Raw genomic sequence first — 14,909 nt, 5'->3', positions numbered from 1 at the left:
TTTGTCCGACGGCCTCGCGGCGCGCGCCACCTCGGGCGGAAGCGGGGCGGTCCGGAGCTCGACCTTCACCGGGGGCACCGGGACGCGAGCCCCCGGCACCGCTCGCGCCAGGATCTCTCGCGCCGGCGTCACTCGCCCTTGCGCGGCCGGCCCCGGCGGGCCGGCGCCGTCTCGTCCTCGCCGTCCTGCCCGGCCGCGAGCCGGGCCGCGGCCGCGCGGTCGCGCCGGATCTGGCCGAGGCCGAGACTCTTGGCGAGTTCGGAGCGCTGGGCGGCGTAGTTGGCGGCGACCATCGGGTAGTCCGGCGGCAGGCCCCATTTCTGGCGGTACTGCTCGGGGGTGAGCCCGCGGGTCGTCAGGTGGCGCTTGAGCGACTTGTAGGGCTTGCCGTCCTCCAGGCTGATGATGTGGTCCGGCGTCACCGTCTTGCGGACCGGCACCGGCGGCGTGGGCTTCTCGGGCTCGGGCGCCGGGGGCGCGGCGACGCGCTCGAGGGACGCATGCACGGCAGCGATCAGGTTCGCCAGTTCCCCCACCGGAACCGAGTTCTTCGACACGTAGGCCGACACGATATCGGCCGACAGATTGATCAACTGCGAGGTCGGTGCCGGCTCGTTCGCGTTCATGGACGCCCCTTGTTTTGAAATACTTCTTTGCACATGGCGCCAAAACCCCTGGCAGTCAATGGAGAATTTGATTCGCGAGTAGATCGGAGGAGCCGACAGCCCCGTGCAGGGGCTCACCCCACAGCCGCTGCTTTACCGGCAAGTTCTGATTCACGTATAGCTGGTTGCAAAAGGAATTTTTGCTCGCATCTTGATCTCACGGTTATCCCGAGCGGGAGGCCCGAACGTAACGGGGCCGCCGGCAACGCAGAGGTAGCGCGGCACGTCGCGATCTGACGTGATCATTACTTGAGGTTGCGAGACGTGCCGGTGACGTCCGCAGCGATGGCGGACTCGACACCGGCGCAACCGCAAAGAATACAATCTTTGATTGTATTTTCGAGGCCGGTGCGCGAACGAGAAAGGGCACCTGCCGCGACCGGCAGGTGCCCCGATGAAAACTCGCCAGAAGGACCGCCCACGCTGCGGCGCGGGTCGGTCGCCCGGGAGGCGTCTCAAATCTGTCCGACTGGCCGCTCCAGGCGATCCTGTCGGATCGCTTTCGCGATGCGGCAACAAGCTTCGCTCACGCGCCGCGCAGGGATGCCGAGGCGGTTTCCGGACAGATCGTTCGGACGCCGTCTCACTGTTTCGGCGCGGCAGCCGGCGCGGCAGCGGGCTTGGCCGGCGCCGCGGGGGCGGCGGCCTTGGGCGCCGCGGCCCATTCGGCGTCCGGCCGCGGGCCGTTCGGGGCGCCGGTGGCGGCGGTGAGCTGGCCGGGGGCCACGTCGTTCACGCGGGTCCAGGTCTGGGAGCCGCACAGGAAGCCCATCAGGCAGCCGCGCACGTTGAGCTCGCCCGGCTCCTCGGTCCAGATCGAGACGTCGTAGAGCTTGCCGTCGTCGGCGTTGTAGATCTGTCCCTCGTAACGGTTATCCGCGTTCGGCTTCAGCCCCATGATCAGCTGGTGGCCGAGCGAGGGACGGCTGCGCTTCTTGGCGTCGGTGTTCTTGAAGTCGACCCGGGGCTGGCCCTTGTCGTCGTTGGGAGTCTTGAGCCACACGGCGTAGCCGCAGACCCGGTCGGCGCGGCCCGGGCACTTCTCGATCCGGATGCGGGCCCGGCCGTCCTCGGTCAACCAAGTCCCGCTCGGGTCTTTCGGTGCCGCGAGCGCTGCGCCCGACGACAGGCCGAGGGCCACGAGCGCCCCGGTCAGGACCTTCTTCATACTGCATACCCTCGTCTGGTGCGGCCCGCGCACGTCATTGTCCGTCGCTGATGCCGCATCGCGCGGCCGGACGCCAGAGGCCGGCCCATTGCGTCGGAATCGTGGGCGGTCGATGCGGACATGCTGCCTCACGGCGGGATGTCACATGGCCGGCCGCTCCTGCGGCGAGCTAGAGCAGCACCGCCGGGCGGCAATCGTCCATCCGGCAAGCAACGACGATATTTTCGACTGCCGCACAGCGGCGTCCCCTCACCGCCAGGGCTGCCGCATGTTCACGACCGAGCTCCTCGTGATGACCTCCGCCACCCTGGGGGCGATCGTCATCGTGCTCGCCGCCCGGCCGGGAGCCAGCCTGCCGCGGCTCCCCCGCGCGGCCGGTGCCGCCCGGCGGCCGTTCGGGCGCTAAAGCCTGCACGCTCCGGCGGCTCCTCGCCGGATGCGGGGATTTCGGGGAGCGTCGGTGCGTTTTGGTGCGGTGCGGCACCGCCGGAACCCGGAAAGTCTGCTAGTCTTCGGAGAATGGGCTGCCGCTGCGGCGCCGGAATCCGAAAAGGAGCTGACCCGACCGTGCCGCACGCCTCCGAGCTGATCGCCATCATCGCCCTCGGGCTCGTCTTCGCGTTCATCGGCGGCATGCTCGCGCAGCGGCTGAAGCTCCCGCCGCTGGTCGGCTATCTCCTGGCGGGCGTCGCGGTCGGCCCGCACACGCCGGGCTTCGTCGGCAACGCGGAACTGGCGGGGCAGCTCGCCGAGATCGGCGTGATCCTGCTGATGTTCGGGGTCGGCCTGCACTTCTCGATCGGCGACCTGATGTCGGTGCGCGCCATCGCGCTGCCCGGCGCCGTGGTGCAGATCGCGGTCGCGACCCTGATGGGGCTGGGCTTGAGCCTCGCCTGGGGCTGGGGCCTGGGGGCCGGCCTGGTCTTCGGCCTCGCCCTCTCGGTCGCCTCGACGGTGGTCCTCCTGCGGGCGCTGGAGGAGCGCAGCCTCCTCGATTCCGACAAAGGCCGCATCGCCGTCGGCTGGCTCATCGTCGAGGACCTGGCGATGGTGCTGGCCCTCGTCCTGCTGCCGGCGCTCGCCGGGCCGCTCGGCGGCGAGAGCGCGGGTGCGGCGCACGGTATCGCGGGCGACGGCAACATCTGGCTCACCCTCGGTCTCACGCTGGCCAAGGTGGCGGCCTTCGCCGGGCTGATGCTGGCCGGCGGCCGCCGGGTGGTGCCCTGGCTCCTCGATCAGGCCGCCCGCACCGGCTCGCGCGAGCTGTTCACCCTGGCGGTGCTGGCGCTGGCGCTCGGTATCGCCTACGGCTCGGCCGAATTGTTCGGCGTCTCCTTCGCCCTCGGCGCATTCTTCGCCGGCATGGTGCTGGCCGAATCAGACCTCAGCCACCAGGCCGCGGCGGATTCCCTGCCGCTGCAGGACGCCTTCGCAGTCCTGTTCTTCGTTTCGGTCGGCATGCTGTTCGACCCGACGATCCTCCTGCGCGAGCCGCTCGCCGTGCTCGCCACCCTGGCGGTGATCCTGGTCGGCAAGTCGCTCGCGGCGGTCGCGATCGTGCTGGCCTTCCGCCACCCGCTCTCGACGGCGCTCACCATCGCGGCGAGTCTGGCGCAGATCGGCGAGTTCTCGTTCATCCTGGCGAGCCTCGGCATCGGCCTGAAGCTGCTGCCGCCGGAGGGGCGCGACCTGATCCTGGCCGGCTCGCTCCTCTCGATCACCCTCAACCCGCTGATCTTCGCCGGCCTGAGCCGCCTGAGCGGCTTCGTCGAGGCGCGGCCGCGGCTCGCCGCCCGGTTCGAGCGCGGGGCCGACGAGATCGCGGTCTCCGCCCACGCCAAGGGCCGCGAGGGCCACGCGGTGGTGGTCGGCTACGGCCGGGTCGGTGGCGCCATCGGCAAGGCGCTGGCGGCCTGGGAGCTGCCCTTCGTGGTGGTGGAGCGCGACCGGCGCCGGGTCGAGGAGCTGCGAACGGCGGGCATCGCGGCGGTGTTCGGCGATGCCGGCGCGCCGGGCATCCTCGAGGCGGCGGATATCGGGCGGGCGCGCCTGCTCGTGGTGGCGAGCCCGGACGCGCACCAGGCCCGCCGCCTGATCGAGATCGCCCGCGAGGCCAATCCGGGGATCGACACCGTGGTGCGCACCCACAGCGACACCGAGCGGCGCAACCTCGAGGAGGACAAGGTCGGGCTGGTGCTGATGGCCGAGCGCGAGGTCGGCTTCGGCATGGCGCTCTATTCCCTGCGCAGCTTGGGGCTGAGCGAGGGCGAGGCGCGCCTGTTCATCGATACCAGCCGCGCCGAGAGCCGGGCCGAGCCGGCGGCGGAGGCCGAGCCCGAGCTCGGGGCCCCGGAATTGCGGCCGCACCGCGAGGCGCCGGCGGAGTCGTGACCCGGCTTCGTTACCGAATCGCAATCCTCGGTTAAGCGCCGCTCCATCCCGGATCCGCCATCCTCCCCTCGGCTCGCCGCGAATTCGAGCCTTGCCAAGGCTTGGCGGCCCGAGAGGAGTCCGACGATGTCGCAGCCGCAGATGGAGCGCCCGGCCGAGCTGATGGTCTGGCACGGCGCCCGCGCCGCGCCGGGGCCGCGGGAGACGCGCCGCTATCCCACCCTGCGCGCAGCCCTGGCGGCGGCCGTCGCGGCGAAGGATCCCGAGGCGCTGCCGTGGATCGTGACCGAGGACGGCGCCGTGCTCAGCCCTCGCTGGATCGACGAACACGCTCCCCGGACCATGGCGCGCCCGATCCGGCTCTCGTCCTGACGGCTTGCGTCGTTCGGCCGGCTCACGCTCCGCTCGCGCGCGTGCTATCGTCATCCGACGAGCACGAATCGCCATGACGAGCCTGCGCAAGACCGCCCCTGCCCGCCCGGCCACGATCGCGGCGTCCACCCACGGCTACGCCGCCGCCGCCGTGAGGCTGCGCCGGGCCGCCAACGACAACCGGCCCCGATCCGGACGCCGCGTGCTGACGCTGGTCGCCGGCGCCTGGGTCGCCATGCTGGTCGCGGCGGCTTTGGCGTTGTGGCGGACCGGGGGGTTCTGACCCGCCGGTCTCGATGATAGGGTCCGTTGCGAGGAACAGGACCGGGTTTCCAAACCCTCCGCGTCGTCCCGCTCGTCCTACCCCCCTGCATGGCCCGCACGATCTCGACGCGGTCGCCCTCGGCGAGCGCCGTCGCCGCCCAGTCGCGCTGGCGCACCACCGCGCCGTTGAGCGCGATGGCGAAGCCCTGCGGGCCGGGCAGGTCCAGGTCGGCGGTCTCCTGGCGCCACAGGGCGTCGAGGGTGGCGGCCTCGCTGTCGCGGGATTCGCCGTTGACGAAGAGCTTCATGCGGTCTCGCTTCGAAGGGAGGGAGGCGGGGCGAACCGGGACAGGCCGAAGGGGGCGGCCACCGGCAGCGTCTCGCCGCGCAGGATCAGGGTGGCGACGGCCTCGGCGGTGACCGGGGCCAGGAGGTAGCCGTTGCGGTGGTGGCCGGCGGCCAGCACCAGGCCGGGCCGGGCCTCGCCGAGAATCGGGGCGTCGTCGTCGGAGGTCGGGCGGAAGCCGCTCCAGATGCCCGCCACCCGCATCTCCTCGACTCCCGGCAGCGCCCGGCGGGCGCCCTCCAGCAGGGCGTAGAGACCGCCGCCGGTGAGGTGCGGGTCGAAGCCGGTCTCCTCCACGGTGGCGCCGACGATGAGCGAGCCATCCCCCTTCGGCGCCATGTGGACCTGCTCGGTCCAGACCACGTGGGAGAGGAGCCCGCTGCGCGGCGTCATCTGCAGCGCCATCGACTGGCCCTTGAGCGGGCGCACCGGGAGGGCGAGGTCGGGCACCAGGCTCCCCTCCCCGGCCCAGGCACCGGAGGCGAGCACGACGGTGCCGGCCCTCAACGAACCGGCGGAGGTCTCGACCCCGGTGACCCGGCCGCCCTCGCGGGCGAATGCGGTGACCGTGGTCTCCTCGACGAGGCGCCCGCCCACGGCTCGGAAGGCTCGGCGCAGGGCGGCCATCACGCGGGCGGGATCGACCTGGTGGTCGTCGGGGCACAAGATGCCGGCAGTGACGGTGGGGCGCAGTCCCGGTTCGCGGGCGCGAATGGCGGAGCCGGACAGCCACTCGACGGACAGACCGTCGCGGCGCTGCAACTCGTGACGGAAGCGCAGCCGTTCGACCTCGTCGCGACCGAGCGCGATCACGAGGGTGCCCTCGCGGCGGTAATCGATGGAGAGGCCCGATTCGGCCTCCAGCTCGTCGCGGAACGGGTGCCAGAGGCGCTGGCTTTCGAGGCAGAGCGGCGACAGGACCTCGCCCCCGGGCTCGTGCTCGGCGGCCGCGGCCAGCATGCCGGTGGCGGCGAGGCTGGCGCCGTCCCCGGCCCGGCCGCGCTCGATCACCGCGACGGAGAGACCCGCGCGCGCCAGGCGCCACGCGACCGACAGGCCGATCAGCCCGGCGCCGATCACCGCGACCTCGGCTCGTTCAGGCAACCGGTCGCTCTCCGGGCTCGGGGCCGGTCCGCCCCGCCGTCCGATCGTCTGCGCGTGCACCCTCGTCTCCACGGTGGCCCGAAGGGAGTGGACTGCGCCCGATTGCCGGTGATGCGCGCGGGTCCCGCGGAACCCTGTCCAATCCCTACGCCGGTATGAGCCGGATCAGGTTCGAAGGATTTCCGCGCTGACCGGGCCTGAAAGGGCGGTCCAGCGGTGTCTCAGCCCCTTGTCGGGGATCTCCCTGGAACATCCGCTATCTGGCGAGGGACGGGCCCGCCGTCAACCGGTCTTCCGCCAGGCCTCCAACCGCGCCTCAGCCGCCCTTGCCCGGACGGTAGATCGCCATCTCCTCGGCGAAGCCGTCGAGGGGGTGGGTGCCGAGCAATTCGGGATCGCCCCACAGGAAGTCGACGAAGGGCTTCGACATCAAGAGCGGCTCGGACAGGACCTTGTTGAGCTTGGCCAGCCGACTGGCCAGGTTCACGTCGCGGCCGATCACCGTGAAATCGAGGCGTGCCCCGGAGCCGACATTGCCGTAGGCCGCCTCGCCGTGATGGAGCGCGATGCCGACCTCGATGCGGGTGGGGAAGCGCCCGGCGCGGTTGGCCTCCTCGACGCGGCGGAGCGCGGCCTGCGCCGCCGAGAGGGCGCCTTGCGCCGCGCCGCCGAGATCGTCGCCGCTCTCGCGGAAGATCGCCAGCAGGCCGTCGCCCATGTACTTCAGCACCTCGCCGCCCTCGCTCTCGATCGGCGGCACCAGGCAGTCGAAATAGGTGTTCAGCAGTTCGACCGAAGCCTCGGGCGGCAGCGCGTCGGTGAGGCGGGTGTAGCCGCGCATGTCGGCGAACAGGATCGCCGAGCGGATCCGCTCGACCTGGCCGCGGCGGATGAAGCCGGCGAGGATCGCCTGATGCGGCCCGTCGCCGACATAGACCCGCAAGACGTGGTCGAGCCGGGCGTTGAGGCCGCGCATCTCCATCACCGCCGACAGGGTCGGTACGATGAAGCGCAGGATCGCCAGGTCGTCGTCGCCGAAGCCCCGCGGGTCGCGGGTCGCGAAGGTGACGCCGTTCTTGGTGCCGTTGGTGAAGAACAGCGGCACGGTGATGTAATGGGTGAAGCCCGCCGCCTTCAGCTCCGGGACGATGCTGAACCGGTCGTCCGGCGTCTCGCGCAGGTCGAGGATCAGCCACTCGCCGGTGGCGTAGACATGGGCGAAGGGGCTGCGGGCGAGCGCCTGCTCGGTGGCCTCGCCGTGCGGAAAGAGGCGGAAGCTGACGCCGTCCTCCCGGGTCCAGAACCGGCCGACGCCGGAATAGTCCGAGTGCAGCGCGTCGATCGCGGTGGTGGCGCGGTCGACCGGCACGCCGAGGTCGTTCAGCCGCTCGGCCATGCCGGCGAGGAGGTCGCCGGATTCCGGCAGTCGCGCCCCCTCGCTGAGCAACCAGTCGCGGAGCGCCACGCAATCGCGAAACAGGCCGATCGGGATGTCGCTCGCCTCCGATCCGTCCGCCGCGGCCGTGGGCGTCGGAACGGAGGTGGGGCGAGGCTGGTCGTACATCGCCCTGACATGGGCTTTGCGCCGCGGGACGGCAAGGCTTGACTCTGGAAAGGCTTGGCTACGAAGACGTGGCGATGAAGGCTTGGCTGCGGAGAACCGGTCAGCCAGGTTGGCATCGGTCCTCGGTCCTGCTAAAGCCGAGTTCGTCGCCGGGCCATGCTCCGGCCGGCCGTAAGCGTCTCACGTCAAGCAACGCGCTCCCTCAGGTGATCTGCACCGGGCGGGTGCGTGCCGCATCGTCCGGGCCGAGAGCCCGTTTCGAAAGACGTGCCATGTCGTCTCCTTCCTCTCCGCGACGCCTGCCGGCCTCCTCCGCGCCACTGGTGACCGCGTTCCTGCTCTCCATCCTGATGACCTGCGTCGTCTCCGGCATCTCGACCCTGCTCGCGCATGGGGTCACGCCGGACCTCCTGTGGCACTGGCCGCGCGCCTGGGGCTTCTCCTGGCTCGTCGCCTTCCCGACGCTGCTGCTCGTGCTGCCGCTGGTTCGGCGCGCGGTGGCGCGGATCGTGGCGCCGCCGCGGTAACGAAAAAGGGCCCGGGAGGCGGATCGCCTGCCGGGCCCTTTCTGGCCGGACTCACAGCCTCAGTTGTCGAGGAAGCTCCGCAGCTTCCTGGACCGGCTCGGATGCTTGAGCTTGCGCAGGGCCTTGGCCTCGATCTGGCGGATGCGCTCGCGGGTCACCGAGAATTGCTGGCCGACCTCCTCGAGGGTGTGGTCGGTGTTCATGCCGATGCCGAAGCGCATGCGCAGCACGCGTTCCTCGCGGGGGTGAGCGAGGCCAGCACCCGGGTGGTGGTCTCGCGCAGGTTCGACTGGATCGCCGCGTCGATCGGCAGGACGACGTTCTTGTCCTCGATGAAGTCGCCGAGGTGGGAATCCTCCTCGTCGCCGATCGGGGTCTCGAGCGAGATCGGCTCCTTGGCGATCTTGAGGACCTTGCGCACCTTCTCGAGCGGCATCGCCAGCTTCTCGGCCAGCTCCTCCGGGGTCGGCTCGCGGCCGATCTCGTGCAGCATCTGGCGCGAGGTCCGGACGATCTTGTTGATCGTCTCGATCATGTGCACCGGGATGCGGATCGTGCGGGCCTGGTCGGCGATCGAGCGGGTGATCGCCTGCCGGATCCACCACGTGGCGTAGGTCGAGAACTTGTAGCCGCGGCGGTACTCGAACTTGTCGACCGCCTTCATCAGGCCGATGTTGCCCTCCTGGATCAGGTCCAGGAACTGCAGGCCGCGGTTGGTGTACTTCTTGGCGATCGAGATCACCAGCCGGAGGTTGGCCTCGATCATCTCCTTCTTGGCCTGGCGGGCTTCGCGCTCGCCCTTCTGGACCATGTGGACGATCTTCCGGTATTCCTGGATCTCCAGGCCGGTCTCGGAGGCGAGCGAGATGATCTGCTCGCGCAGGGTCAGGATGTTCACCGCGCCGCGCTCGGTGAAGTTCTTCCAGCCCTTGCCGCCGAGCTTGGCCACCCGCTCGACCCAGTGCGGGTCGAGCTCGTAGCCCTGGTAGTGGCGCAGGAACTCGTCGCGGGCGACGCCGTGATTCTCGGCGAGCCGCATCAGGCGGCCCTCGTGCGAGATCAGCCGCTTGTTGATGTCGTAGAGCTGCTCGACCAGCGCCTCGATGCGGTTGGCGTTCAGCGACAGCGACTTCACGTCGGCGACGACGGTGTTCTTCAGCTCGGAGTAGCGCTGGCCCTGGGACTCGGAGGCCGCGGCGCCCTTGAGCCGGGTCTCGGCCTGCTCGGCCTGGACCTTGCGCAGCTTGCGGTAGTTCTCCGCGATCGCGTCGAAGGTCTCGAGCACGCGCGGCTTCAGCTCGGCTTCCATCGCCGAGAGCGACACGTTGTTCTCGAGGTCGTCCTCGTCGCCCTCGCCTTCCGGCGGGGTCTCGCCCTCGGCCTCCTCGTCGCCCTCCCCCTCGACCTCGCCCTCGGCGGGGCCGGCGCGGCCGTCGGGGCCGGCATAGGTGGCCTCCAAGTCGATGATGTCGCGCAGGAGCACCCGGCCGTCGACGAGCTCGTCGCGCCAGATGATGATGGCCTGGAAGGTCAGCGGGCTCTCGCACAGGCCGGCGATCATCGCCTCGCGCCCGGCCTCGATCCGCTTGGCGATCGCGATCTCGCCCTCGCGGGAGAGAAGCTCGACCGAGCCCATCTCGCGCAGGTACATCCGGACCGGATCGTCGGTGCGGTCCGTCGGCTCCTTCGTGGTCTCGGCCCGGAGCGCGACGGGACGCGCGGCGGCGACCTCGGCCACCTCGCCGCCCTCGCTCGCCTCTTCCTCCTCGGCGGCTTCCTGGGGCGCGTTCTCGCCCTGCTGCTCGTCGGCCTCCTCGGCCTCGACCACGTTGACGCCGAGCTCGGACAGCTGCCCCAGCACGTCCTCGATCTGCTCGGAGGTGAATTCCTCCTGCGGCAGCACCTCGTTCAACTCGTCGTAGGTGACGTAGCCGCGCTTCTTGGCGAGCTTGATCATCCGCTTGACGGAGGCATCCGTCAGGTCGAGGAGCGGGCCGTCGGTCTGCTGCTCGGGGGCCGCCTCGGTCTCGTCTCGTTCCGTTGCCTTCGTCGCCATGCTCAGCCTATGCTTCCCGGTGTCGGCAGTGCCCGGGCGGGGGAGGCTCCCGCCGTGCCGGCACCGTGATGTCTCGTCGGACGGCGCACGAGCCGCCCCAGGAACTCACGCAAATGTGCAAGCCATTCGATCGACTTGCCGTTAACTAGTCCGGACGAAAGCCGCAAGCCGCACCTCGCCCAAGTTGGGTTCGGCGTCAGGGCGATTCCGTCTCTTCGGTCGCCTCGGCCTCGGCTTCGGCGCCCGCCACTACGGAGAGGCGGGTCTTCACGTCGCGCAGCCAGGCGAAGTTGGCCTCCGTCTCCTCGTCCGCCAGGGCGCGTTCGGCGGCCCGGAGTTCGCTATGTAGCGTTCCGGCCTTGCGGTGCAAGATCACGGCCTGTCGGAGCGCGTCCTCCAGCCGCACGGGATCGGCGTGCGGATCGAGCACCCAGCGGTCACCGGGGCGCACCAAGCCGGCGATCCGACCCGCCGCCGCCGCGAGCCCGGCCCGCTCCAGCCGCGCGTCGAGGAACGCGGCGTCGCCCGCCCCGCCCTCCGCCGCGAGATCGAGCAGCGCGCCGCGCAGCGCGCGGGCATCCGCTCCCTCGAACTCGACCTCGGCCAGCTCCTCGGCCTCGCGGGCCAGCAGCTCCGGATGGACCAGGAGGGCCGCGACGATCAGGGCCTCGCGCGAGGACGAGCCGCCGGAGAACAGCGACGAGCGGGCGAGCAACGGACTCGCCCGGGCGGTGAGCCGTGGCGAGACCGGCGCCTGGGGCTGCCCGCGCCCGCGCGGCACGAAGGGCGCACGCTCCCGGTACGCCCGATCCGCGCCGCCCTCTCGGCGGGCGCCGCCGTTGGGGCTCAAGGACCGTAAGCGCGCCTCGATCTCGTCGCGGTAGTAGCGCTTCAGGGTCTCGTCGCGGATGCCGTTGACGATCTCGCGCAGGCGCTGGGCGAGGCCGGCCCGGCGCTCCGGCGTGTCGACCGGGCTCATCTCGGTCTCGCGCGACCACAGGACGTCGACCAGCGGCCGGGCGCCGTCGAGCACCCGGTCGATGGCGCCCGGGCCGCCGGTGCGCAGCAGGTCGTCCGGGTCCTGGCCCTCCGGCATCAGGGCGAAGCGCAGGGACTTTCCGGGCTGGAGCGCCGGCAGCGCCACGTCGAGGGCGCGGTAGGCGGCGCGCCGGCCGGCGCCGTCGCCGTCGAAGCACAGGATCGGCTCGTCGGCCATGCGCCAGAGCAGGGCGAGCTGGTCTTCCGTCAGCGCCGTGCCGAGGGAGGCCACCACCTCCGGGTGCCCGGCGAGCGTCATCGCGATGGCGTCGACATAGCCCTCGACCGCGATCACCCGGCCGGTGTCGTGGGCGCTCTTCCGGGCGGCGTGGTGATTGTAGAGCATCCGCCCCTTGTGGAAGAGCGGCGTCTCGGAGGAGTTGAGGTATTTGGGCTTGGCATCCGGGCTCATGCCGCGGCCGCCGAAGGCCACCACACGGCCGCGCACGTCGCGGATCGGGAAGATCACGCGGTCGCGGAACCGGTCGAACGGCACCTTGATGTCGTCGCCGGTGGTCAGCAGGTTCAGTTCCACCATCAGCTCGGCCGGCACGTCGCGGGCCGCGAGGTAGTCGCGGAGCGCGTAGCGCTCGGGCGGGGCGTAGCCGAGGCGGAAGGTGCGGCCCACCTCGCCGTCGAGGCCGCGGCCGGCGAGGTAGTCGCGGGCGCGGGCCCCGGCGCGGCCGGCCAGCTGCTCCTCGAAGAAGACGCAGGCCAGTTCCATCACCTCGAGCGCGCCGCGGCGGCGCGTCTCGCTCTCGCGCGAGGCCTCGCTCGGCGCCGGCAGCGCCACACCGGCCTCGTTGGCCAGGCGCTCCACGGCCTCCGGGAACGAGACCCCTTCGGTCTCCATCACGAAGGTGAAGATGTCGCCGTGCTTGCCCGACGAGAAGCAGTGATAGAACTGCTTCTGGTCGTTGACGTAGAACGACGGCGATTTTTCCGCGTTGAACGGCGACAGGCCGCGCCATTCCCGGCCCGCCTTCTTGAGGCGCACGCGCCGGCCGACGACCTCGGAGGCCGGCAGGCGGGAGCGGATCTCTTCGAGCAGGTGGGGCGGATAGCGCAAGGTGACGGTCCGATCGAGGGATCTGCCTTGTAGCGCGTCTTGGTCAGCAGAGTCCTAACGGATCGGGGATCGGCGGATGGGCCGTCACGCCGCCCGCACGGTGGCGAGGAAGCGCGCCACCTCGGCCGAGAGCTGCTCGGAGTGCCGCGACAGCTCGGACGAGGCCGCGAGCACCTGCGTCGCCGCGGCTCCCGTCTCCTCGGCCGCCCCTGCCACGGCGGTGATCGTGTGCGTCACCGCATGGGTGCCCGAGGCCGCCTCGGCGACGTTGCGGACGATCTCCTGGGTCGCCGCGCCCTGCTCCTCCACCGCCGCGGCGATGCCCACCGAGACGCGGCTGATCTCGGCGATGCGCCCGGTGATCGCCTCGATCGCCGCGACCGCATCGCCGGTCTTGCCCTGGATGCGGCCGATCTGGCCGGTGATCTCCTCGGTCGCCTTGGCGGTCTGGCCGGCGAGTTCCTTCACCTCCGCGGCCACCACCGCGAAGCCGCGGCCGGCGGCACCGGCGCGCGCCGCCTCGATCGTGGCATTGAGGGCGAGCAGGTTGGTCTGGCTGGCGATCGACGAGATCAGCCCGACGACGTCGCCGATGCGGGCCACCGCCTCGCTCAGTTCGCGCATGTGGCCGGCGGTGCCCGCGGCCTCGTCGACGGCGGTCCGCGCCAGCGCGGCCGAGCCCGAGACCTGGCGGCCGATCTCCTGGACCGAGGCGCCGAGCTCCTCGGCCGCGGCCGCGACGGTGCCGACATTCTCGGCGGTCTGTCCGGCGGCGGTGGCGACCGCGCCGGAGCGGCCGGCGGTCCGCGTCGCGCCATCGGTCATGACCGCGGCGGTGGCCTGGAGCTCGGTGGCGGAGGCCGCGACCTGGCCGACGATGCCGCCGACGGCGTGCTCGAAGGCGTCCGCCATCTGGCGCATGCCGGCCCGGCGCTGCTCCTCGGCCGAGGCGCGGGCGAGGGCCGTCTCCTCTTCAAGCGCCCGGGTGCGGATCAGGTTGTCGCGAAACACCTGCACGGTGGCCGCCATCGCGCCGATCTCGTCGCGGCGGCCGATCGCCGGCACCGTCACGGCGGCGTCGCCCTCGGCCAGGGCCTGCATCGCGGCGGTCATGCGCCGGATCGGCAGGGCGATGCGGAAATGCGCCACCGCGCAGCTCAAGGCCACGAGCACGAGCGCCGCCCCGAACAGGGCCGCGTTGGCGATCAGCCGCCCCTGCGCCGCCTCGGCCGCGGCGTCCGCCGCCTGCACGCCGGCGGCGAGCGCTTCGTTGGCCACCGCCACGATGGTGTTGAGCTTGGGGGTGACGAATTTCTGCCACTCGGGCAGGGTCATCGCCGGCTCGGCGCCGGGCGCGAAGGCGCGCAGGTTGCGCTGGATCGTCGCCGTCACCTCGGGCGTGAAGTAGGCGCCTTGCGCCGCCGTCACCGCCTCGGCGATGCGGGGCGGCAGGTCGGCGGTCGCGGCCTCGACGAGCTTCCACGTCGCCTCGTAGCGGCCGCGCAGCAGCTGCACCGCCTCGCCCTGCTCGGGCGTCAGCGGCGTCCGGCTCGACAGGACGGTGTTGACCACCACGGCGAGCGAGCCGGCGGTCGCCCGGGTCGCCCAGGCGTTGTTCTTGGCGCCAGTCAGCACCCGGCTCCCGGGATCGAGGCGGCCCATCTGCCGCTCCAGCGCGGCCGAGACCCGCTCGAGCCGCGCCAGCACCGCGTCGCCGGTCTGCAGCACCCGCGGCGCCAGGGCCTTGTCGCGGGCGCCGGCCTCGAGGCCGTAGGCCGCGTCCGCCGCTTGCCGCAGGGCGAGCTGGTCGCGGTAGCCGGAATCCAGGTCCTTCAGCGTCTCGGCGAGGCCCGGCACGTCGAGGTCGGCCGGCGCGGCGAGGAGCACCCGGATCGCCGCGTCGACCCGGCCGCGATGGCCGTCGATGACCTTGCGCATCGCTCCGACCTGCTCGCCCGACAGGCCCAAGGTCGCGGCGGTGTCGCCGCGCTCGGAGCGGAAGGCTTGCATCGCCTCGAGGATGCGCTGGTCGAGCTTCGCCGCGGCGGCGACGGTCCCGGCGTTGCGGTGGCCGTCCCAGGCCTTGACCACTCCGTCGAGCGTCATGGCGCCGACGATCGCGCCCAGCGCGAGCGCGATCCCGAGCACCAGGGCCCGGATGGACAACAACGAACGCACCGTGATCCTCCGAATGCTGAAAGCCGCACAGGCTTCACTTCCATTCGGCCACAGATGACGACAAGTTCCCTAATGAAGGCCTAACTGTCGCAGCGGCCGGCTGCTGAAGTAGGTATCCGGCTTCCGAATACGGTGCAGGCGGCGGGAGCGACTGGTCCTTCGGTGAA

Annotated in this window: 11 protein-coding genes, 2 pseudogenes and 1 riboswitch; of the genes and pseudogenes, 5 read left to right on the top strand and 8 right to left on the bottom strand. The window is 71.5% G+C overall.

The window, feature by feature from the left end:
- Window positions 1–128: 128 nt before the first annotated feature.
- Window positions 129–626: a MucR family transcriptional regulator gene (locus DK412_RS03370; protein ID WP_109970795.1), complete on the bottom strand. Its 498-nt coding sequence runs from the start codon at window positions 624–626 to the stop codon at window positions 129–131.
- A 622-nt stretch (window positions 627–1,248) separates the two neighbouring features.
- On the bottom strand, window positions 1,249–1,833 hold the full coding sequence (locus DK412_RS03365; protein WP_109970794.1) for a DUF2147 domain-containing protein: 585 nt from the start codon (window positions 1,831–1,833) through the stop codon (window positions 1,249–1,251).
- A gap of 268 nt (window positions 1,834–2,101) precedes the next feature.
- On the opposite strand from DK412_RS03365, the gene DK412_RS29945 reads away from it, so the two are divergent.
- The 4 genes from DK412_RS29945 to DK412_RS29940 all read left to right on the top strand — a co-directional run bounded on the left by DK412_RS29945 (window position 2,102) and on the right by DK412_RS29940 (window position 4,879).
- On the top strand, window positions 2,102–2,239 hold the full coding sequence (locus DK412_RS29945; RefSeq protein WP_162596083.1) for a hypothetical protein: 138 nt from the start codon (window positions 2,102–2,104) through the stop codon (window positions 2,237–2,239).
- Window positions 2,240–2,400: 161 nt separating this feature from the next.
- Window positions 2,401–4,224, top strand: coding sequence for a YbaL family putative K(+) efflux transporter (gene ybaL / locus DK412_RS03355; protein ID WP_109970792.1), 1,824 nt, complete (start codon window positions 2,401–2,403; stop codon window positions 4,222–4,224).
- A gap of 126 nt (window positions 4,225–4,350) precedes the next feature.
- Window positions 4,351–4,596, top strand: a complete 246-nt coding sequence (locus DK412_RS03350; protein ID WP_109970791.1) for a hypothetical protein — start codon at window positions 4,351–4,353, stop codon at window positions 4,594–4,596.
- 73 nt (window positions 4,597–4,669) lie between these two features.
- The gene (locus DK412_RS29940) at window positions 4,670–4,879 is read left to right on the top strand and encodes a hypothetical protein (protein WP_162596050.1); all 210 of its coding nucleotides are present in this window, start codon (window positions 4,670–4,672) and stop codon (window positions 4,877–4,879) included.
- A gap of 79 nt (window positions 4,880–4,958) precedes the next feature.
- Here the strand turns inward: DK412_RS29940 and thiS are convergent.
- The 3 genes and pseudogenes from thiS to DK412_RS03335 form a co-directional block, all read right to left on the bottom strand.
- A pseudogene (gene thiS, locus DK412_RS03345) lies at window positions 4,959–5,168 on the bottom strand (sulfur carrier protein ThiS); the annotation flags it as partial.
- Window positions 5,165–6,370, bottom strand: coding sequence for a glycine oxidase ThiO (gene thiO, locus DK412_RS03340; protein WP_204165483.1), 1,206 nt, complete (start codon window positions 6,368–6,370; stop codon window positions 5,165–5,167). The pseudogene thiS and the gene thiO, both read right to left, overlap by 4 nt.
- Window positions 6,371–6,434: 64 nt before the next feature.
- Window positions 6,435–6,565: riboswitch (TPP riboswitch) on the bottom strand.
- A gap of 61 nt (window positions 6,566–6,626) precedes the next feature.
- Window positions 6,627–7,874: an adenylate/guanylate cyclase domain-containing protein gene (locus tag DK412_RS03335; RefSeq protein WP_109970789.1), complete on the bottom strand. Its 1,248-nt coding sequence runs from the start codon at window positions 7,872–7,874 to the stop codon at window positions 6,627–6,629.
- Between the two features lie 272 nt (window positions 7,875–8,146).
- Here DK412_RS03335 and DK412_RS03330 point away from each other — a divergent pair, with 272 nt between their 5' ends.
- Window positions 8,147–8,401, top strand: coding sequence for a DUF2798 domain-containing protein (locus tag DK412_RS03330; RefSeq protein ID WP_109970788.1), 255 nt, complete (start codon window positions 8,147–8,149; stop codon window positions 8,399–8,401).
- 59 nt (window positions 8,402–8,460) lie between these two features.
- On the opposite strand, the pseudogene rpoD reads toward DK412_RS03330, so the two are convergent.
- From rpoD to DK412_RS31325, 3 genes and pseudogenes are all read right to left on the bottom strand, one after another.
- Window positions 8,461–10,457 (bottom strand): annotated as a pseudogene (gene rpoD, locus DK412_RS03325) (RNA polymerase sigma factor RpoD).
- Between the two features lie 196 nt (window positions 10,458–10,653).
- The gene (dnaG, locus tag DK412_RS03320; RefSeq protein ID WP_109970787.1) at window positions 10,654–12,564 is read right to left on the bottom strand and encodes a DNA primase; all 1,911 of its coding nucleotides are present in this window, start codon (window positions 12,562–12,564) and stop codon (window positions 10,654–10,656) included.
- An 84-nt stretch (window positions 12,565–12,648) separates the two neighbouring features.
- Window positions 12,649–14,742 (bottom strand): methyl-accepting chemotaxis protein, encoded by a 2,094-nt coding sequence (locus DK412_RS31325; protein WP_280953972.1) that lies wholly within the window; start codon window positions 14,740–14,742, stop codon window positions 12,649–12,651.
- Window positions 14,743–14,909 lie beyond the last annotated feature (167 nt).

Origin of the sequence: Methylobacterium sp. 17Sr1-1 (genome assembly GCF_003173775.1) — a bacterium.
GTDB lineage: Bacteria > Pseudomonadota > Alphaproteobacteria > Rhizobiales > Beijerinckiaceae > Methylobacterium.
The sequence above is the reverse complement of the archived record's forward strand: the minus strand, read 5'-3'. Positions and strand labels throughout refer to the sequence as shown.

Bases quoted from the DNA above. Each gene is read 5' to 3' on its own strand.
- DK412_RS29940 (WP_162596050.1), top strand. From the start codon at position 4,670: ATGACGAGCCTGCGCAAGACCGCCCCTGCCCGCCCGGCCACGATCGCG.
- DK412_RS03350 (WP_109970791.1), top strand. From the start codon at position 4,351: ATGTCGCAGCCGCAGATGGAGCGCCCGGCCGAGCTGATGGTCTGGCAC.
- DK412_RS03330 (WP_109970788.1), top strand. From the start codon at position 8,147: ATGTCGTCTCCTTCCTCTCCGCGACGCCTGCCGGCCTCCTCCGCGCCA.
- DK412_RS03335 (WP_109970789.1), bottom strand. From the start codon at position 7,874: ATGTACGACCAGCCTCGCCCCACCTCCGTTCCGACGCCCACGGCCGCG.
- DK412_RS29945 (WP_162596083.1), top strand. From the start codon at position 2,102: ATGTTCACGACCGAGCTCCTCGTGATGACCTCCGCCACCCTGGGGGCG.
- DK412_RS03370 (WP_109970795.1), bottom strand. From the start codon at position 626: ATGAACGCGAACGAGCCGGCACCGACCTCGCAGTTGATCAATCTGTCG.
- DK412_RS03365 (WP_109970794.1), bottom strand. From the start codon at position 1,833: ATGAAGAAGGTCCTGACCGGGGCGCTCGTGGCCCTCGGCCTGTCGTCG.